At 68.8% G+C, this 17,804-nt stretch carries 18 protein-coding genes and 1 pseudogene; 5 read left to right on the plus strand and 14 right to left on the minus strand.

Translation table 11 applies throughout. From position 1 onward, the window contains the following. Positions 1 to 172: 172 nt before the first annotated feature. Positions 173 to 1,351 (plus strand): glycosyltransferase family 9 protein, encoded by a 1,179-nt coding sequence (locus O1Q03_RS22025; protein WP_269506095.1) that lies wholly within the window; start codon positions 173 to 175, stop codon positions 1,349 to 1,351. Positions 1,352 to 1,394: 43 nt separating this feature from the next. Here the strand turns inward: O1Q03_RS22025 and O1Q03_RS22030 are convergent, their stop codons facing one another. The 3 genes from O1Q03_RS22030 to O1Q03_RS22040 all read right to left on the minus strand — a co-directional run bounded on the left by O1Q03_RS22030 (position 1,395) and on the right by O1Q03_RS22040 (position 4,536). After that, entirely contained in the window at positions 1,395 to 2,675 is a 1,281-nt protein-coding gene (locus O1Q03_RS22030) for an O-antigen ligase family protein (protein WP_269506096.1), read from the minus strand. A 131-nt stretch (positions 2,676 to 2,806) separates the two neighbouring features. Further along, positions 2,807 to 3,649, minus strand: coding sequence for a glycosyltransferase family 2 protein (locus O1Q03_RS22035; RefSeq protein ID WP_269506097.1), 843 nt, complete (start codon positions 3,647 to 3,649; stop codon positions 2,807 to 2,809). A 134-nt stretch (positions 3,650 to 3,783) separates the two neighbouring features. Further along, positions 3,784 to 4,536, minus strand: a complete 753-nt coding sequence (locus tag O1Q03_RS22040) for a glycosyltransferase family 2 protein (protein WP_269506098.1) — start codon at positions 4,534 to 4,536, stop codon at positions 3,784 to 3,786. A gap of 233 nt (positions 4,537 to 4,769) precedes the next feature. Between O1Q03_RS22040 and msbA the strand changes: the two genes are divergently transcribed. Further along, positions 4,770 to 6,521, plus strand: a complete 1,752-nt coding sequence (gene msbA, locus O1Q03_RS22045) for a lipid A export permease/ATP-binding protein MsbA (RefSeq protein ID WP_269506100.1) — start codon at positions 4,770 to 4,772, stop codon at positions 6,519 to 6,521. An 83-nt stretch (positions 6,522 to 6,604) separates the two neighbouring features. After that, a complete protein-coding gene (locus O1Q03_RS22050; protein ID WP_269506101.1) occupies positions 6,605 to 6,997 on the plus strand; it encodes an RcnB family protein in 393 nt (130 codons plus the stop codon). Positions 6,998 to 7,048: 51 nt separating this feature from the next. Here the strand turns inward: O1Q03_RS22050 and O1Q03_RS22055 are convergent, their stop codons facing one another. From O1Q03_RS22055 to O1Q03_RS22075, 5 genes and pseudogenes are all read right to left on the minus strand, one after another. Continuing rightward, on the minus strand, positions 7,049 to 7,615 hold the full coding sequence (locus O1Q03_RS22055; protein ID WP_269506102.1) for an FUSC family protein: 567 nt from the start codon (positions 7,613 to 7,615) through the stop codon (positions 7,049 to 7,051). Between the two features lie 38 nt (positions 7,616 to 7,653). Beyond that, entirely contained in the window at positions 7,654 to 8,922 is a 1,269-nt protein-coding gene (locus O1Q03_RS22060; RefSeq protein WP_269506104.1) for an MFS transporter, read from the minus strand. Further along, positions 8,919 to 9,878 (minus strand): PRC-barrel domain containing protein, encoded by a 960-nt coding sequence (locus tag O1Q03_RS22065; RefSeq protein ID WP_269506105.1) that lies wholly within the window; start codon positions 9,876 to 9,878, stop codon positions 8,919 to 8,921. Before O1Q03_RS22065 ends, O1Q03_RS22060 begins: the two co-directional genes overlap by 4 nt. A gap of 277 nt (positions 9,879 to 10,155) precedes the next feature. After that, positions 10,156 to 11,285: pseudogene (locus O1Q03_RS22070) on the minus strand (collagen-like triple helix repeat-containing protein). Positions 11,286 to 11,749: 464 nt separating this feature from the next. Further along, positions 11,750 to 12,085: a YggL family protein gene (locus O1Q03_RS22075; RefSeq protein WP_269506107.1), complete on the minus strand. Its 336-nt coding sequence runs from the start codon at positions 12,083 to 12,085 to the stop codon at positions 11,750 to 11,752. A 210-nt stretch (positions 12,086 to 12,295) separates the two neighbouring features. On the opposite strand from O1Q03_RS22075, the gene O1Q03_RS22080 reads away from it, so the two are divergent. Both O1Q03_RS22080 and O1Q03_RS22085 read left to right on the plus strand, forming a co-directional pair. Further along, positions 12,296 to 12,481, plus strand: a complete 186-nt coding sequence (locus O1Q03_RS22080) for a hypothetical protein (protein ID WP_269506108.1) — start codon at positions 12,296 to 12,298, stop codon at positions 12,479 to 12,481. 72 nt (positions 12,482 to 12,553) lie between these two features. After that, complete coding sequence (locus O1Q03_RS22085; RefSeq protein WP_269506216.1) at positions 12,554 to 12,886, plus strand: DUF1493 family protein; 333 nt, start codon at positions 12,554 to 12,556, stop codon at positions 12,884 to 12,886. 79 nt (positions 12,887 to 12,965) lie between these two features. On the opposite strand, the gene rng is transcribed toward O1Q03_RS22085, so the two are convergent. The 6 genes from rng to hemF are packed head-to-tail and all read right to left on the minus strand — an operon-like array spanning position 12,966 to position 17,760. Beyond that, entirely contained in the window at positions 12,966 to 14,435 is a 1,470-nt protein-coding gene (gene rng / locus O1Q03_RS22090) for a ribonuclease G (protein ID WP_269506110.1), read from the minus strand. Positions 14,436 to 14,443: 8 nt separating this feature from the next. Further along, the gene (locus O1Q03_RS22095; protein ID WP_269506112.1) at positions 14,444 to 15,091 is read right to left on the minus strand and encodes a Maf family protein; all 648 of its coding nucleotides are present in this window, start codon (positions 15,089 to 15,091) and stop codon (positions 14,444 to 14,446) included. Positions 15,092 to 15,142: 51 nt separating this feature from the next. Next, positions 15,143 to 15,613 carry a 23S rRNA (pseudouridine(1915)-N(3))-methyltransferase RlmH gene (gene rlmH / locus O1Q03_RS22100; RefSeq protein ID WP_059468149.1) on the minus strand — a complete coding sequence of 157 codons (471 nt, stop codon included), beginning with the start codon at positions 15,611 to 15,613 and terminating at the stop codon, positions 15,143 to 15,145. A gap of 17 nt (positions 15,614 to 15,630) precedes the next feature. Continuing rightward, entirely contained in the window at positions 15,631 to 16,080 is a 450-nt protein-coding gene (rsfS, locus tag O1Q03_RS22105; RefSeq protein ID WP_269506114.1) for a ribosome silencing factor, read from the minus strand. A gap of 4 nt (positions 16,081 to 16,084) precedes the next feature. Further along, on the minus strand, positions 16,085 to 16,798 hold the full coding sequence (locus O1Q03_RS22110) for a nicotinate-nucleotide adenylyltransferase (RefSeq protein WP_269506218.1): 714 nt from the start codon (positions 16,796 to 16,798) through the stop codon (positions 16,085 to 16,087). A gap of 41 nt (positions 16,799 to 16,839) precedes the next feature. Continuing rightward, positions 16,840 to 17,760 carry an oxygen-dependent coproporphyrinogen oxidase gene (hemF, locus tag O1Q03_RS22115; RefSeq protein ID WP_269506115.1) on the minus strand — a complete coding sequence of 307 codons (921 nt, stop codon included), beginning with the start codon at positions 17,758 to 17,760 and terminating at the stop codon, positions 16,840 to 16,842. Positions 17,761 to 17,804 lie beyond the last annotated feature (44 nt).

A 17,804-nucleotide genomic window follows, 5' to 3' on the forward strand; every position in this document is an offset into this window, starting at 1 on the left:
GGCCGCGCCGGCACGGCGAGCGCACGCGCCGCGGGCCGACGCGGCGGGCCTGCCCGGCGATCCCGTGCCGCCGGCCGGCGAAGCCCGCTAGCAACGTGCCGCTGCCGCGCCGGCCGCCGCAAAATCCTGTACATTGCGAGCCTTGTCCAGCCAGCTAGACGGAACGATTGCCGTGGCCCTGTTTTCTTCCGCCCGCCCGCCCAGAACCATCCTCGTCGCCGCCCCGCGCCGTATCGGCGACGTGCTGCTGACGACGCCGCTCGTGCGTTCGCTGAAGGCGCGCTGGCCCGACGCGCAGATCGACATGCTGGTATTCCGCGGCACCGAAGGCGTGCTGGAGCACAACCCGGACGTGCGGCGCGTGATCGTCGTCGCGCAGCGCGCGGGGTTCGGCGAGCGGCTGCGCGATGCGATGTCGATGTGGCGCCGCTACGATCTCGCGTGCGCGGCGCTGAGCTCCGACCGTCCGCGCTTCTACAGCTGGTTTGCCGGTCGCAAGCGCGTCGGCCTCGTCGATCCGAATCGCGTCACGTGGCTTACGCGGATGATGCTCGACGGAATCGCGATCAATCACCACGAATCCGCGCATACGGTCGTCAGCACGCTGGCGCTCGCGCCCGTGATCGGCATCGAACCGGTGTCGGAGGTCGTCGCGCCGGGCATCGGCAACGATCCCGCGCGACGCGCGCGCTTCGACGCGTGGCTCGCGGAATCGCCGGCGATCCGCGACGGCAAGCCGCTCGTCGTGCTGCACCCGTATCCGATGTTCCGCTACAAGCAATGGCGGCTCGAAGGCTGGGTCGAGATGATCGAATGGTTGCGCGCGCAAGGGTTTGCGATCGCGTTGTCGGGCGGCCCGGCCGATCGCGAGCGCGAGTACGCGGAGCAGGTCGCGACGATGGCGGGCGGCGACGTGCTGAACCTGGTCGGCCGCCTCACGTTCGGCGAAAGCGCGGAGCTCGTGCGGCGCGCGAAGCTGTTCATCGGGCCCGATACGGGCGCGACGCACGTCGCGGCCGCAACCGGCACCGACACGATCGCGCTGTTCGGTCCGTCCGATCCGGTGCGCTGGGGGCCGTGGCCGCAGCACTGGCCGGCGACCGAGAACCCGTGGGCGCTGCGCGGCTCCGGGCGGCATGGCAACGTGTGGCTGCTGCAGGGCGAGGGCGACTGCGTGCCGTGCCGGCACGAGGGCTGCGAGCGTCATGTCGAGAGCCGCAGCGACTGCCTCGTCAATCTCGGTACGCAGCGCGTGAAGGCCGCGGCCGCCGAGATGCTCGGGCTGAATCCGCCGGGCGCGGCCGCCACGGTCGTCGACACGTCGCGGCTGCATCGCGCGCGGCCGGACTGACCGCGCCCGCGCGTCGCATCGTCTTGCGCGGACGCGTGACGCGTTACGCGCTGCGCCGGATCGCCGACGTCTCGCGCGGCAGCGCTTCGCCGCGCTCGCCGCAGCCGAGCAGGATGCCGGTGAGCAGCACCAGCAGATGTCCTTCCGCGAAATCGAGCAGCAGCGAATTCGCGAGACTGCCGATCGCGAAGATCGCGAGCCAGCCGAGCAGCAAATGCCGGGAGCGCGGATCGAGCGCGCGGCTGCCGCGCGCGATCTGCACGATCAGGTTCACGAACAGCACGAGGCCGAGCGCGCCGAGCTGCACGGCCATCAGCAAGTACTCGTTATGCGGATTCGACGTGAGCTGGCCTTCCGCCGCCGTCTTGCCTGCCGCGAGCTTCTGGAACTCGAACTCGAGGCCGCCCGCGCCATAGCCGAACACCGGGCGCGCGCGATACAGCTCGAGCCCCTTCTTGTACCACTCGAGACGCAGCCCGGTCGACGTGGCCGCATCGCTCTGCCGATACTGCTGCACTTCGGAGACGACCTTCACGAGCCGGCCGTCGTGCACCGTGCACGCGGCCGCGACGAGCGCGACGCCGGCCAGCACCAGCGCGCCGGCGGCGAGCCCTGCGCGCAGCGCGGACTGGCGGCGCAGCAGCAGCACGAAACGCACGGCGACGACGAGGATCAGCAGCAGCGCGATGACCTGCCCGGTGCGCCCCTGCAGCATCACGAACACGTTGACCAGCGACCACGCGGCGACGCCGGCATACGCGGCACGCGCGCGCACGGTGCTGGCCGACAGCGCGAGGTCGGCTGCCTGGTAGAACAGCAGCGCGCCGAACATGCCGGCCGCGATGTGGTTCTTGAACACCCACGCGCGTGACAACGGCAGCTCGGTCGAATGCGCGGGCCCGATCGCGGTCAGCCCGAGATAGTTGGTGGTCGACAGCAGCAGGATCACGCACAGCGTGCCGAACCACGCGCGCCGCACGATCGGCGCCCAGTTCGAATGGCGGAACGCGAGGACGGCAAACGGCACCAGCAGCAGCTTGTCGTACTTGGCGACCCAGTTCCATGCCTTCGGGGGCGGTGCGACCGTGTACGCGACGCTCGCGGCCAGCGCCGCGAGGATCAGCAGCGCCGCGAGCGACACCGGTTCGGTGACGAACGTGCGCAGGTTGCGCCAGAATTCGGGGGAAATCACCAGCGCGGCCGCGAACAGCGCGCAGAACACGTTGGTCAGCGCGGTCGAGACGGGCACCATGCAGAGCGCGATGACGGCGAAGGTGCGGGCCGCAGTGAGGCGCCGCGTGGCGTGAGACGAAAACGAAAGCATCGGGACCTGTCGAATGGACGAATGCGGCATGCGGGCACCGTGCCGCGCGCCGCGCGCCCCGGCGGCACCCGGAGCGAAGCGCGCAGTATACGCGAAGCAGCGTGCGTTTCCGTGTCGTTTCCGGGGCCCGATCAGCCGAATGCGCGCTTGATCCGCGAGCGCAGCAGCGCACGCTTGAGCGGCCCTTCGACGGCCGGTGTGTCGAGCGCGATGCGCGAGCCGGCCGGCTCGCCGCGGTGCAGGTAATAGCGGTCGAACGTGGCCTGCGTCATGCCCCATTTGTTGAGAAACTGGCGGCGGCCGTCGTTCTTGACGATCTTGCCCGTGCTCTTCTGCTGGAAGTGGTAGACGAGGCTGTCGCCGACGCCGAGGAAGATCCGGCAGCCGGCATCCCAGAATTTCATCGAGAAATCGTTGTCGCTGCTCATCCCGGGCGACAGCTCGCTGCTATAGCCGCCGATGCGGTTCCACCAGTCGCGATGCACGAGCGTCGGCGGCCAGGTCGAGCCGAGCCAGTCCGCGCGCGCAAGCTTCGGCGTGGCCGCGACGAGGCCCGCGGCGTCGAACTGTTCGGCGTCGCGGCCGAAATTGCTGACGACGACGCACGGGTTGCGCGTGTCGACCGGCTCGACCATCGTGCCGGACAGCATGAAGAGATCGGTCGGCATTTGCTCGATGCGCCGCACGAGCGCCGCGTCCCAGCCGGGGCAGCAGTACATGTCATCGTTCATGTAGACGACGTAGTCGCGCGTCGCGCGCGCGGCGGCCAGGTTCACCGCGTGACAGATGCCGATGTTGGCCGGCGACGCGGTGTGCTCGATGCCTTCGTGGCGCACCCAGTCGAGCGTGCCGTCCGAGCCGTCGTTCACGTGCACGATGATCTGGTGGTCGTATGCGGAATGGCGGCGCAGGCTGTCGACGACGAGCTTGAGGTACGGCAGGTTGTTCCAGGTCGGGATGATGATGGAGAACATGGCGGTCGAATTCGGTGGTCGTCGTGGCGGCGGCGCGTGGCGCGCCGCCTCGGGCGGGCGCGGAGGGTGCGCGGGCAGCTCGGCATTGTAACGCCGGGCCGGGCGCATGCCGGCGGTGCGAGCGCGGCGCGCGCTCAGCGGGCCGGTTGGTGGCCGAGCTTCAGGAACCGGTAGTAGACGGTCTCCGCGTTGAACACGGCGATCATGAAGCCCGCGCGGCCGTCGAGAAACCCGCGCCGCAGCACGTAGGTCCGCACGAACGCCCACGCGCCGCGCGCGAGCGCCTTGCCGAAGCCGCCGCGCTGGCCGGCCGCGCGGCGCTGGCGCGCGCCGGCGGTCGAATACGCATCGAGCTTGCGCACGACCGTTTCGAAATCCTCGTACGAATAGTGCATCAGCTTGCCGGAGAGCCGCTGCGCGGGCGTGTCGAACACGAGGCGTTCGTGCACCAGATCGTCGGAGAAGCGGGCCGCGCCGCGCCGGAACAGGCGCGGGATCCAGTCCGGATACCAGCCGCTGTGGTGGATCCACTGGCCGCAGAAGCTCGACAGCCGGTCGATCGCGTAGACCTGCGCGGCCGGCGCGCGGATCGCGTCGCGGATCGATTGCGCGAGTTCCGGGCTGACCACCTCGTCGGTATCGAGCGACAGGATCCAGTCGGTGTCGAGCGCGTCGAGCGCGCGATTCTTCTGCGGGCCGAAGCCCGGCCAGTCGCGTTCCACGATCACGCGGGCGCCGTGCGCGCGGGCGATCGCGACGGTATCGTCGGTGCTGCCGCCGTCGATCACGACGACGTCGTCGGCGAAGGCCAGCGCATCGAGGCACTGCGCGAGCCGCGCGGCCGCATTGAGGGCGATGAGGGCGACGCCGAGAGTGGGTTCTGCCATGAAAATCGTCGAAAAGGCGGAGAAAACGGTGAGCGGCAGTATACCCGCGCGCCGGCCGGCGGCCGCCGGCCGCTTCGGCGGCGGCCGTGCCGGCGCAGGCGGTACGGCTATAATGTTGGGCCTTTTTCGGCACCCGCCGGACGGGGGCGAACCCCCGGACACCCATGCTCCGGGCGCCGCGTCGCGGCTCAAGAAGGATTGCCTTGGAAACCCAGAACACTCTTCGCAAACCGATGGACGGCACGAGTACGTCGCCCGTCACGGTCCTCAAGCGCCTGTGGCCGTACATCCGGCCGCTCATCGGCATCGTGGTGCTCGCCGTGATGACGATGGGCGTCGTCGCGGCCACGGAAGCCGGGATTCCGGCGCTGCTCAAGCCGCTGCTCGATCACGGGTTCGGCTCGCACGGCAGCGACCGCGCGAAATGGTTCGTGCCGATCGCGGTGATCGGCCTCGCGCTCGTGCGCGGCGTATCGCAGTACGCGTCGAATTACCTGCTCAACTACGTGTCGAACCGCATCCTGCTGCAGCTGCGGCTCGAGATGTTCCAGCGGATGCTCCACACGGGCGCGTCGTTCTTCCAGCGCGAAACCGCGAGCACCGTGATCAACGCGATCGTGTTCGAGGTCAACCAGATCCTGTCGGTGCTGACCGGCGTGATGGTCACGCTCGTGCGCGACTCGCTGACGGTGGTGTTCCTGCTCGGCTACCTGTTCTACCTGAACTGGCGGCTCACGCTGATCGTCGCGGTGATCCTGCCGGGCATCGGCTGGCTCGTCAGCAAGATCAACCGCCGGCTGCGCCGCCTGAACCGCGAGCACCAGACGCTGACCAACGAGCTGTCGTACATCGTCGAGGAGACGGTCGGCGGCTACAAGGTCGTCAAGGTGCACAACGGCGAAGCGTACGAGATGGACCGCTTCACGACGATGAGCAAGCGCCTGCGCGGCTACGCGATGCGCATGACGATCTCGGGCGGGCTCGCGCAGCCGCTCACGCAGTTCCTCGCGTCGATCGCGCTCGCGGTCGTGATCACGATCGCGGTCGTGCAGTCGAGCAACGACCAGACGACGGTCGGCGGCTTCGTCGCGTTCGTCACGTCGATGCTGCTGGTGATTTCTCCGCTCAAGCACCTGATCGACGTGAACCAGCCGCTGCAGCGCGGGATGACGGCCGCCGAGCTGATCTTCGGGCTCATCGACGAGCCGGCCGAGCCGCAGGGCGGCGGCCGCGCGTTGCCGCACGCGCGCGGCGAGATCGAGTTCCGCGACGTGACGTTCGATTACGGCGCGGCCGAGCGGCCGACGCTCGACCGCATTTCGTTCAAGGTCGCGCCCGGCGAGATGATCGCGCTCGCGGGGCCGTCCGGCAGCGGCAAGACGACGCTCGTGAACCTGCTGCCGCGCTTCTTCGACCCGACCGGCGGCGCGATCCTCGTCGACGGCGTGCCGGTGGCCGACTACGACCTCCACGCGCTGCGCGGCCAGATGGCGATGGTCAGCCAGGACGTCGTGCTGTTCAACGACACGATCGCCGCGAACGTCGCGTACGGGCAGACGCCCGACCGCGCGCGCGTGCAGGCCGCGCTCGAGGCCGCGAACCTCGCCGATGCGGTCGCCGCGATGCCCGACGGGCTCGACACGCTGGTCGGCGGCAATGGGATGCGCTTGTCGGGCGGCCAGCGGCAGCGGCTCGCGATTGCGCGTGCGATCTACAAGGACGCGCCGATCCTGATTCTCGACGAGGCAACCTCGGCGCTCGATTCGGAATCGGAGCGCCATGTGCAGGCGGCGCTCGAACGGTTGATGGAAGGCCGTACGACGCTCGTGATCGCGCACCGGCTGTCGACCATCGAGCGCGCGGACCGGATCCTCGTGCTCGAGTCCGGCAAGATCGTCGAGGAGGGCAGCCACGACGAACTGCTGCGCCACGGCGGGCTGTACGCGCACCTGCACCGGATCCAGTACCAGCAGCAGGCCGCGTGACGCCGGTGTGCGCGCGTGTGCTAGTCTTCATCGGGCAGGTGCAGTCGTTTCTGGTTCGACGTGACAACCCGGAGGGACGAACGATGAAGAAGACGCACGCAATGATGCTGGCCGCACTGATCGCTGCGGGCTTCGCAGCGCCGGTCGCGCTGGCGCAGGATCACGGCAACGACGACAGGCACGACAATCACGGCGGCCGCGGCATGCACCGCGGCCATGGCCCGCAGCACATGTCGCACGGCGACGCGATGCATCGCGACGACGACGTCCCGCAGCGCTGGGCCGACCAGCCGCATCGCGACTGGCACCGGGGCGACCGGCTTCCCTACGAATTCCGCGATCGCCAGTACGTGGTCGACGACTGGCGCGGCTACCACCTAAGCCCGCCGCCGCGCGGCTATCACTGGGTCGGCGTCGGCGGCGACTACCTGCTCGTGCAGATCGGCTCGGGCGTCGTGTTGCGCGTCGGCCCGTAACGCGTCGTTCGATCCTTCATCCGGCGGCCGGGCAGGTGCCCGGCCGTCGCGTCATTTGGCCGCCGTCCGGCGGACCCAGCGTCGCTCGATCCGCGACATCGCCCAGCACACGGCCAGCGCGCAGACGGTACCGAGCGCGACCTCGCCGAGCCGCATCAGCGGAATGTCCCAGAGCGGGCCGTTGCCCGGAAACAGCAGCACGATCGTCGCGGTCACGCCGCCGAGTCGTGCCGCGCTGCCGACGTTCAGGCACCAGCAGCTGACGATCACGATCGCGACGGTGATTGCGTAGGCAACGAGGCGATCGCCGCCGAGCGCCGCGCCGGCGAAGCCGAGCAAGCCGCCGACCATCGCGCCGATGAACTGGTCGCGCGACAGCGACATCGTGTCCGAGTAGTTGTGCTGCGTGACGGCGATCGCGGTGATGGCCGCCCATACGGCCTGCTCGGTGTGCAGCGCGCGGCCGATCGCATACGCGAGGCACGCGCCGCAGACGGCCTGCACCGCCATCAGCGCGCCTTGCGCGAGCCGTTCGCTGAACGAGAGCCCCTTGAACAGATCGAAGATCGACTGCTGGATCTGCTGGCGCGCTTCGTTGAGGGTCCTGATCGTATCCATCGTTCGTCGGTCGGGAAGCGGTTGTCGGTGCGACTGCGTCAGCGTGCCCGTTCGGGCGATGCGGCGGCCGGCTCGTCCGTGGGCGCGTCGCCGTTCTCGACGCGCGTTTCCGGCATCACGAGCCAGACCAGCAGCACCGCGAGCGCGCCGGCACCGGCGAGCCCGAAGAAGCTAGTCGCATTGCCGAAGTGATCGGCGACATAGCCGGCCACGGCCGTGCTGAGCGTCGCGCCGATCCCGGCCGCGAGCCCGAACAGCCCGATGCACAGGTTGTAGCGCCCCTTGCCGCCCGCGACGTCGGCCGCGATCAGCGGCAGCATCACGCCGAACACCGCCGCGCTGATGCCGTCGAGCATCTGCACCGGCACCAGCAGGTACGGGCTGCTCACGCCCGCGAACAGCAATGCGCGTACCGGCAGCGCCGAGAAGCCGAGCAGCAGGATCGGCCGGCGCCCCCAGCGTTGCGCGGAGCGGCCGACCCACGGCGACAGCATCGCGACGATCGCCTGCGGCACGATGATGCAGGCCGCGATCACGAGCTGCACGTTCTCGCCCATCCCGGCCGTCACTTCGCCGGCCGCGAGGTTGAGCATCGCCGCGTTCGACAGGTGGAACAGCACCACGCACGCCGCGAAGATCAGCATCCGGCGATCGCGCAGCAGTTCGAGCAGCGTTTCGCGTTGCTCGCCTTCGTCGCGATGGTCGTGATCGTCGGGCTTCGACTTGTGCGGGATCACTTCGTGCGTCGGCTGGATCATCGCGAGCGCGAACAGCGCCGGCAACGCGAGTACGGCAGTCAGCCAGAACACCGCGCGTGCGGAGAAATACTCGCCGGTGAGCCCCATCAGGCCCGCGGCGACCGCGCTGCCGATCGATGCCCAGCGCGCGTTGCGGCCGAGCCGGTCGCCGAGATCCGCGCGCCCGACCAGCGAGAACGAGATCGCGGCCATCGCCGGCACGAGCATGCAGCTCGCGAAGCCGTGGAACACTTCGGCCGCGATCACCGGCACGATCGTCGGGCTTGACGCGAGCAGCACCGCGGACAGGATGATCGCCGCGATCGCCCACGCGGCCGCGGCTTTCTTGTTCTTCAGCGCATCGACGGCCGCGCCGCCGGGCACCTGGCTGACCATCGCGCTGATCGTGCCGATCGACAGCACCATGCCGATTTCGCCCTGCGTCCATTTGTGCGATGCGAGGTAGGACGCAATGAACGGACCGAATCCGGTTTGAACGTTTGCGACGAAGAAGTTGAGCCAGTCGAGGGACCGCAGACTGCGAGCGGTGACGGAATGCTTGATCGTCATCGGGTCGTACTCGCAGAGGAAGCCGGTGCGGGGGCAACGGGCGGGAAGACCGCGACGATCGGCTTGTCGGCCGCGTACGGCGGCGATGCCTTGATCTGTGCGTCGTTCAGGTCGAGCTGCGGATGCAGCGCCTTGTCGCGCGTGACGAAGCGCAACGCGCCCCAGCTAGCGGCGATCGAGCGGCGATCGGTATTGACGAGGCCGCCGAGATCGAGCACGACAGCCTGCGGCTGCGCGGCGCGATCGATCAGGACGTCGACGACGCGGCCGATCTTCGTGCCGTTCGGGCGCTCGACGTCGCTGTCGAGCAGCGGCAGTCGCGTCGCGGGCGACGCCGCGGCCGAACCCGACAGCGGCACGGCCTTGGGCCGCGCGGCCGGCGGCAGCTCGCCCGACGGCACGTCGAGCACGATCGGCTCCTGTTTGCCGCCCGGCGTGAAGCGGAACACATTCCACGGGAAGATGACCTTGCGGTCGCCGACGCCCATGAAACCCTGCAGGTTGACGATCATCTCGCGCGGCTTGCCGCTCGCGTCGGTCACCATGTCGACCGCGCGGCCGATCACCTTACCGTTGCGGCGCGCGACTTCGCTGTCGAGCAGCGCGTGGATCTGGGTGCGGTCGAGCGAGCGGGTCGCGACGAGCGGGGGCGGCGGCGGGGGCGCCGGCGTCGGCGATTCGGGGCGCTGCACCGGCTTCGGGCGCGTGACCTCGCGGTGCGGCTTTTTCGGCGCCTCCGGCTCCTCCGGGTGCACGAGCGGCGGCACGGGCGGCATCGTGAGCGGCTCGCCGGCGGTTTCCTCGACGGGCTCGACGAGCGCCTCGCTGATCGGCGCGGGCGGATTCTGCGTCGGCAGCAGCCCGCAGCCGGACAGCAGCGCGGCGGCGAGAATCAGCAGGACCGTCGAAGACGGGGGCGACATGCGGGATGCGGGAAACGGAAGTCCGCCGCTCATTGACACTCACTCCATGGGTCGGTGGCGCGCACGAAAGCACGCGGCTGGCGATGGATGGCGGGTGCGGGCGGCGCACCACGCGAGGTGAGAGTTTAACGTGTCTTCCTTTCAGGACCCGATTTCTGCGGCTTTTTGCAGCAGCGTGCGGAGCGGGATGGTGGAGCGGGGCGCCGGTGGTGGAAGAAGGTGCGACCCGAAAGATGACGGGCAAGCGGGCCGCCGCGACGGCAGCGGCGCCCGACCGTCGACGACGGTACGGGCGCCGCGCGCGGTGCCGTTACTTGGCCAGTGCGCCGAGCGCCGTCGTCACCGGCGCGAGCAAGCCGCCGCCCGTCTTCGACAGCGCGCCGGCGCCGCTGCCGCCCGTCAGGCCGCCTGCGGGCGTGCTGCCGGTGGCGTTCGTCACGGTGCCGACCGCCGACGTCAGTGCGCCGATCGGATTGCTGCCGCCGGACGCGCCGCCGAGTGCCCCCGTCGACAGGAGCCCCGTCACCGGGGAGAGCGGGCTCGTCGCCGCGCCGCCGCCGAGCAGCGCCGTGCCCGCGGTTGCCACCGTGTTGCCGGTGGCCGTCACGACGTTGCCGACGCCGGTCGTGAGCGGATTGTTGCCCGTCTTCGCGATCGTCGTGCCGGCGTTCGCGACGCCGTTGCCGACGGTCGTCACGAGGTTCGTGACCGGTACGCCGAGCGGCGTGCTTGCCGCGACCGTCTGCGTGAGCGAGCCGACCGTCGACGTGATCGGCGTGATCGCCGAGCTGGCAGCGCCCGTGACCTGGGCGACCGGGCCGCTCGACAGTTGCGTGCCGAGCGTCGCGCCGCCGCCGGCGATCGTGTTGCCGAGCGTGGTGACGGCGCCGCCGACCGGCGACGTAACGGGCGCGAGCGGCGCCAGCGCCGAACCGCTCGCGCCGAGGCTCGAGACGACACCGCCCGTGGCGGCGACCGCGTCGCCGAGATGCGTGACCACGCCGCCCGTGCTCGCGACCGTCGTGCCGACCGGATTCGACGATGCACCCAGCTGGCCGAGACCCGAGCCGATGCCGGTGCCGAGCGTCGAGACCGCCGCGCCCGCATCCTGCACGACGGTGCCGAGCCCCTGCGTCGTCGCTGCGTTCGTGCCGGGCAGCGACTGGGCCGCGATCGTCGTGCCGACGCCCGAGACGGCGCCGCCCGCGGCCGTCACGATGTTGCTCGACGCGTCGGCCGTCTGGCCGACGTGCCGCCGGAACCGCTGCCGTTGCTGGTGCCGCCCGTCGACGCAGTCGTGTCGCCCGAGCCCGATCCGGAGCCGCCGGTGCCCTGGCTCAGCGTGCCGGAGCCGCCGCAGGCGGACAGCGACATCAGCGCCGCGGCGCCGGCCGCGATCATGATCGTTCGGAATCCTGCTTGATTGATGGGCGTGTTCATGTCGTCCTCGTCTCTGTTCTGGAAATGGTCAGGCGGCCTTCGTGCGCGCCGATGTGTCGTCGTCGCGGAAATGAAGCGTCGGGTGCATCGTTGTTGTCTCCCTGATCGACCTGTCGCCGTGTCGCGTTTTCGCCTGTATCGGAACCCGAATTGCGTGCAGGACGAGCGATTTGCATTCTTTCGTCTTGCTTGCGGATCGTGCCGTGATCAGCGGATTCCTTGCGAGCAGAGTAGGCGTGTCGACGGAAGACGTCTTTTAATGATCGTTAAATTGAAGTAAGCGTCCGATTCACTGCCGAACTCGGGGTAATCACGGTCGACGCGATGCGAATCGTGTGGGCGGCGCGGCGCGGCGGGTGCTCGGGACGGGGCGGAACGGTGGGGGCGTGCAGGCGGGAGAGGGGCGCGGCCCGCCATCATGGCGGGCCGGCGCGTACTGCTCGTGATACGCGGAAGCCGGGCGCTCAGGCCTCCGGATACCACGCGTCGGTGAATTCGCTGACCTGGACGTCGGTCAGCTCGGGGCGTGCGGCGAGCCATGCACGCACGCTCTCGCGGTCGGCGTCGGTCGTGGTGCCGCGCGGCGCGGCGGAGATCACGTACGCGCCGATCCCTTCGTCCGCGGACGCGACGGTGAGCAGACCGTTCGCTTCGACGAAATCGATGAACGAATCGATCAGCTGGCCGCGCTCGAGGTCGGACAGCTCGTTGCGGTATTGCGCGGTCGCGTTGAACGCGAGTTCCTGGAATTCGGCGATGTGGAGTTTCTTGCGCTGGCGGCGGTTATGGCGTTGGCTCATGGTGTGTGGTGAATGAACAAGAGGTGAGAAAGGATAGCGCGGCGGATGGCGCGGGCACCCTGTCGACGTGCGGCATGGGCGAGGCTGGAGGTGGAAGAGGGCGTATCGCGGGACCGTTCCCGAAACTGTTCTTGAACAATTGCGCGATGCGCTCTTCGCCGTGCGGCCTGGTCAAGCGGCCTATTGCGCGCTTGACCGAATGATACAGGGATGGCGAGCGCGTTCGGCTTTGCTAAGGTCTGCGGTCATGCGAACCACCACGAGGGCCGTATGTCGGACAATCGCTATTCGTACGAGGGGCGTGAGGATCTCACGCCGCGGGATCTGTTTTTCTGGGTTGCAGTCGGCGAGATCCATGCCCGCTTCGGGTTCGATGATCTCGTGGGCCGTCGCTAAACCAGAAGACAGGGTGTTCTGATCGTGCCGACCGATATGTGGGAAAAGCTGGCCTGATTCACGCGTGAAGAGCTGGGTCGACCGTTATTCGGCGGTCAGCTGAGGATCGAACCATTGTCGCGCCTCGAAGAGGATCTGGGCGTGACGGGAGTCGACGCAGTCGAGTTCATCGACAAATGGGCAGAAACGTTCGGCGTGCATGCCGCTGAATTCCCCTACGACCGCTACTTCGGTCCTGAGGGCCAAGACATGGTGACGACGTTTCTCGCGCTGTTTTCGGAGCGTTACCGTAAGCCGCCGCGCGTACCGCTTACGCTCGGCATGCTGGAAGAAGCGATGCGTCTCGGCCGATGGGATACCGACGCAATCGAGCGCTTCGCACGGAAAGCAACGCGCGACGAATAGCCGTTCGGCGATGCATGCGGGTTGCGCGAAAGCCGTGCCGCACCGGGCAGGAATCGCGCAACCGCACAAGGACGCACCGTTACATCAGCACGATGTCGTACTGTTCCTGGCTCAGGTTCGACTCGACCTGCAGCGACACCGGCTTGCCGATGAAGTCGATCAGCATCGCGAGATGCTGCGATTCCTCGTCGAGGAACAGGTCGATCACCTGCTGCGCGGCGATCACGCGGAACTCGCGCGGGTTGAACTGCCGCGACTCGCGCAGGATCTCGCGCAGGATGTCGTAGCACACCGTGCGCGATGTCTTCACCTGGCCCTTGCCCTGGCACGTCGGGCACGGCTCGCACAGCACGTGCGCGAGCGACTCGCGCGTGCGCTTGCGCGTCATCTCGACGAGCCCGAGCTGCGAGAAGCCGTTGACCGTCACGCGCGTACGATCGCGCGACAGCGCCTTCTTCAGCTCGGACAGCACCGCGTCGCGATGCTCGGCGTTCTCCATGTCGATGAAGTCGATGATGATGATCCCGCCGAGGTTGCGCAGCCGCAGCTGCCGCGCGATCGTATGCGCGGCCTCGAGGTTGGTCTTGAAGATCGTGTCGTCGAAGTTGCGCGCACCGACGTAGCCGCCGGTGTTCACGTCGATGGTGGTCATCGCCTCGGTCTGGTCGATCATCAGGTAGCCGCCCGACTTCAGGTCGACGCGGCGCGACAGCGCGCGCTGGATCTCCGTCTCGATGTTGTACAGGTCGAACAGCGGCCGCTCGCCGGTGTAGTGATGCAGCTTCGGGCTCACGGCCGGCGTGAACTCGCCCGCGAATTCCGACAGGCGCTGGTACGTCTCGCGCGAGTCGACCTGGATGCGCGTCGTGTCGTCGTTCGCGAAATCGCGCAGCACGCGCTGCGCGAGATCGAGATCCTGGTACAGCAGGCTCGTCGCCGGCAGCCGCTGCGCCTGAGCGACGATCGTCGCCCAGGTCTTGCGCAGGTAGGTGACGTCGCCGGCCAGTTCGTCGGAGGTCGCGTCCTCGGCGATCGTGCGCACGATGTAGCCGCCTTTCTCGTCCGGCGGGATCACGGCGGTCAGCCGCGCACGCACCGCCTCGCGCTCGGCCTCGCTCTCGATCTTCTGCGAGATGCCGATGTGCGGCTCCTGCGGCAGGTAGACGAGCGTGCGGCCCGCGATGCTGACTTGCGTCGACAGCCGCGCGCCCTTGGTGCCGATCGGGTCCTTGATCACCTGGACCATCAGCGTCTGGCCTTCGAACACGGTCTTCTCGATCGGCTGGTGCGGCGCGCTCGACTGCGGCTCGCCCGCGAGACGCGGATGCCAGATGTCGGCGACGTGCAGGAACGCCGCGCGCTCGAGGCCGATGTCGATGAACGCCGACTGCATGCCGGGCAGCACGCGCACGACCTTGCCGAGATAGATGTTGCCGACCCGTCCGCGCGACAGCGTGCGCTCGACGTGAAGCTCCTGCACCGCGCCTTGCTGCACGAGTGCGACGCGTGTTTCCTGCGGCGTGAGGTTGATCAGGATTTCTTCGTTCATGGTGCGATTCAGAAGGCGACGCGCGCGGTGCGCAGCAACGCGGCAGTCTCAAAAAGGGGCAGACCCATGATACCCGAATGGGACCCGTCGATTCGCTCGATGAATTCGGCCGCGCGCCCCTGGATCGCGTACGCGCCCGCCTTGCCGAACGGCTCGCGGGTTTCGACGTAACGCTCGAATGCGTCGCGCGGCGCGGCGGCGAAGCGGACCGACGAGCGCGACAGCGCGGGCGGCAGCAGTTCTCCGTCGGCGCCGATCACGGCGACGGCGGTCAGCACTTCGTGGTCGCGACCGGCGAGCCGGGTCAGCATCGCGAGCGCGTCGTCGGCGTCGGCCGGCTTGCCGAGGATCGCGCCGTCGATCGTCACGGTGGTGTCCGCCACCAGCACGGGCGCGGCGGGCTTGCCGCTCACGACGAGACGCGCGCGCGCGGCTTCCGCCTTCGCGACGGTCACGCGCTGCACGTACGCAGCGGCGGCTTCACCGGGCAGTTCGGCTTCGAGCGCTTCGGCGTCTTCGTCGGGGCGCGGCAGCAGCAATTCGAAGCGCACGCCGATCTGCTGCAGCAGCTCCTGGCGGCGCGGGCTTTGCGAAGCGAGGTAAAGCGTCTGGAAAAGCGGGGTCGGAAAAAGCTGGGAGGGCGTGCTGGACGGCATGGTGTCGTTATCTCGTTGAGCGCGCGCGGCGCGCGTCCCGAGGACGACGCGTCATGCGCGGTGATAAGGGTGATTCTGCGTGATGCTCCACGCCCGGTAAAGCTGTTCGGCGAGCAGCACGCGCACCATCCCGTGCGGCAGCGTCATGCTCGAGATGCGCAGCAGCACGTCGGCGCGCGCCTTCAGCTCCGGATCGAGCCCGTCGGCGCCGCCAATCACGAACGCGACGTCGCGGCCGTCCTGCTGCCAGCCGGGCAGCGCCTGCGCGAGCTGCATCGTGGTCCAGTCGCGGCCGCGCTCGTCGAGCGCGACGATGCGCGCGCCCTTCGGCAGCGCAGCCTCGATCTTCTGCCGCTCGGCGGCCATCACGCTTTCCGCGCTACGGCCGCCCGAACGCAGCTCGGGCTTGATCTCGCGCAGCTCGATGCGCAGCTCGGGCGGCATCCGCTTCGTGTATTCGTCGAAGCCGGATGCGATCCAGCCGGGCATCTTGTGGCCGACCGCGAGGATGAAAAGCTTCATCTGGACGTCACGACGCGTCAGCGGCGGCGGGCCGCCGTCTTGCGCGCCGGGCGTGCGGGCGCGGCTTCCTCGTCGTCGTCTTCTTCGTCGCTGGCCGTCGCGAAGCCGTTCGGGGCCTTGCCGCCGCCGAGCTTCATCCGCACGGGCTTGTCGCCCCAGATTTCCTCGAGGTTGTAGTACTGGCGCAGCGCCGGCTGCAGGATGTGCACGACTGCGTCGCCGCAGTCGACCAGCACCCATTCGCCGGTGTCTTCGCCCTCGGAGCTGACGATGTCGCCGCCGGCTTCCTTGACCTTGTCGCGCACGCTCGACGCGAGCGCCTTGGTCTGGCGGTTCGACGTGCCGGACGCGACGATCACGCGGTCGAACAGTTCGGTCAGGTGGCTGGTGTTGAACACCTTGATGTCTTGCGCCTTGATGTCTTCGAGAGCGTCGACGATCACGCGCTGCAGTTTGCGGATATCCATGGAATCAGGAATGGTAGAGACGATGTTGAAGAATATAGGCCCAGACGGCGGCCGGCACATGCTCGGCCGACGCATCGGGCATTTGCGCATGACGCGCGATGCATTCGCGCAGGTGCGCACGGATGTCGGTTGCGGCGATATCGAACGCCAGCGTCCTGTCGATCAGCAGATGGCCGCTCGGCGTGGCTTGCAGCACGTCGGCGCCGGCCTGCCGCCGCGCGATTTCTAGTGCGACGTCGGGCGGTGCCGCGTCGAGCTCGAAGCCCGGGCGCGTCGCCGCGCAGATGTGCGCGTAGTCGAACAGCTTGCGCCAGTCGCGCCACGTGTCGAGGCGTACCAGCTGGTCCGCGCCGATCAGCAGCGACAGCGACGCGTCGGGGCCGACGCGCTCGCGCCAGCGCGCGAGCGTCTCGACCGTATAGGTCGGGCCCGCGTGCTCGATCTCGTCGGTCGCGACGGTGACCGTCACGCCCGGCAGGGTCAGCGCGCCGGCCGCGGCGCGCGTCATCGCGAGCCGATGCTCGGCGGCCGACACGTCGCGCTTCTGGTACGGCTGGCCGGCGGGCAGCAGCGCGAGCTCGGTCAGGCCGAGCACGCTGGCGAAACGGCGCGCGAGCGCGAGGTGGCCGTCGTGGATCGGGTCGAACGTGCCGCCCAGCAGGCCGATGCGATGTGACAGCGGGCGCGGCAGCGGGGCGGAGCGGGCGGTAGTGTCCAGAAAAACGTGTCCTGTTCGTGAGACGGCGGTGCGCGGTGGGCTCAGACCCAGTCGCGCGGCACGAGGAAGTCGGTCAGGCGCGCTTCCGGCGAGCCGGCCTCGGGCTGCCAGTTGTAGCGCCAGTTCGCGACCGGCGGCATCGACATCAGGATCGACTCGGTCCGGCCGCCACTTTGCAGGCCGAATAGCGTGCCGCGGTCGAATACCAGGTTGAATTCGACGTAGCGGCCGCGCCGGTACGCCTGGAAGTCGCGTTCGCGCTCGCCGTACGGCAGCGCGACACGGCGCTCGACGATCGGCAGGTACGCGTTCAGGAACGCGTCGCCGACGCTTTGCATCATCTCAAACGAGCGTTCGAAACCGGGCTCGGAGAAATCGTCGAAGAAGATCCCGCCGATGCCGCGCGTCTCGTTGCGGTGCTTCAGGAAGAAATACTCGTCGCACCACGTCTTGAAACGCGGGTACAGCTCGGCGCCGAACGGATCGAGCGCATCTTTGCAGGTCTGGTGGAAATGCCGCGCGTCTTCCTCGAACGGATAAACCGGTGTCAGATCCATCCCGCCGCCGAACCAGAAGATCGGCGCTTCACCCGGCTTCGTCGCGATCAGCATCCGCACGTTCATGTGCACCGTCGGGCAGTACGGATTGCGCGGGTGCAGCACGAGCGACACGCCGAGCGCCTCGAAGCCGCGGCCCGCGAGCTGCGGGCGTGCCGCGCTCGCCGACGGCGGCAGCGCGTCGCCCGCGACGTCGGAAAAACCGATCCCCGCACGCTCGAATACACGGCCGCCTTCGAGAATCCGCGTGCAGCCGCCGCCGCGCAGGCGCTCTTCGGGCCCGCGCTGCCACGCGTCGGTCGCGAGCGGCGTGCCGTCGAGCGCGCCGAGCGCGTCGGCGATGCGTGTCTGCAGGCCCTGGAGGTACGTGCGCACGCGTGCCACGTCGTAGGTCGAATCGGTCATGTCTGGACTGGGTGCCCCCGCGCGAAGCGGGGGCCGTAAAAAAG

This window comes from Burkholderia sp. IMCC1007, from assembly GCF_027257875.1.
In the GTDB taxonomy this organism is placed as follows: domain Bacteria; phylum Pseudomonadota; class Gammaproteobacteria; order Burkholderiales; family Burkholderiaceae; genus Burkholderia.

Excerpts from the sequence above, each read along its gene's own strand:
- O1Q03_RS22030 (WP_269506096.1), bottom strand. The coding sequence starts at position 2,675 with ATGCTTTCGTTTTCGTCTCACGCCACGCGGCGCCTCACTGCGGCCCGC.
- O1Q03_RS22035 (WP_269506097.1), bottom strand. The coding sequence starts at position 3,649 with ATGTTCTCCATCATCATCCCGACCTGGAACAACCTGCCGTACCTCAAG.
- O1Q03_RS22040 (WP_269506098.1), bottom strand. The coding sequence starts at position 4,536 with ATGGCAGAACCCACTCTCGGCGTCGCCCTCATCGCCCTCAATGCGGCC.
- msbA (WP_269506100.1), top strand. The coding sequence starts at position 4,770 with ATGGACGGCACGAGTACGTCGCCCGTCACGGTCCTCAAGCGCCTGTGG.
- O1Q03_RS22050 (WP_269506101.1), top strand. The coding sequence starts at position 6,605 with ATGAAGAAGACGCACGCAATGATGCTGGCCGCACTGATCGCTGCGGGC.
- O1Q03_RS22055 (WP_269506102.1), bottom strand. The coding sequence starts at position 7,615 with ATGGATACGATCAGGACCCTCAACGAAGCGCGCCAGCAGATCCAGCAG.
- O1Q03_RS22060 (WP_269506104.1), bottom strand. The coding sequence starts at position 8,922 with ATGACGATCAAGCATTCCGTCACCGCTCGCAGTCTGCGGTCCCTCGAC.
- O1Q03_RS22065 (WP_269506105.1), bottom strand. The coding sequence starts at position 9,878 with ATGAGCGGCGGACTTCCGTTTCCCGCATCCCGCATGTCGCCCCCGTCT.
- O1Q03_RS22075 (WP_269506107.1), bottom strand. The coding sequence starts at position 12,085 with ATGAGCCAACGCCATAACCGCCGCCAGCGCAAGAAACTCCACATCGCC.
- O1Q03_RS22080 (WP_269506108.1), top strand. The coding sequence starts at position 12,296 with ATGGCGAGCGCGTTCGGCTTTGCTAAGGTCTGCGGTCATGCGAACCAC.
- rng (WP_269506110.1), bottom strand. The coding sequence starts at position 14,435 with ATGAACGAAGAAATCCTGATCAACCTCACGCCGCAGGAAACACGCGTC.
- O1Q03_RS22095 (WP_269506112.1), bottom strand. The coding sequence starts at position 15,091 with ATGCCGTCCAGCACGCCCTCCCAGCTTTTTCCGACCCCGCTTTTCCAG.
- rlmH (WP_059468149.1), bottom strand. The coding sequence starts at position 15,613 with ATGAAGCTTTTCATCCTCGCGGTCGGCCACAAGATGCCCGGCTGGATC.
- rsfS (WP_269506114.1), bottom strand. The coding sequence starts at position 16,080 with ATGGATATCCGCAAACTGCAGCGCGTGATCGTCGACGCTCTCGAAGAC.
- hemF (WP_269506115.1), bottom strand. The coding sequence starts at position 17,760 with ATGACCGATTCGACCTACGACGTGGCACGCGTGCGCACGTACCTCCAG.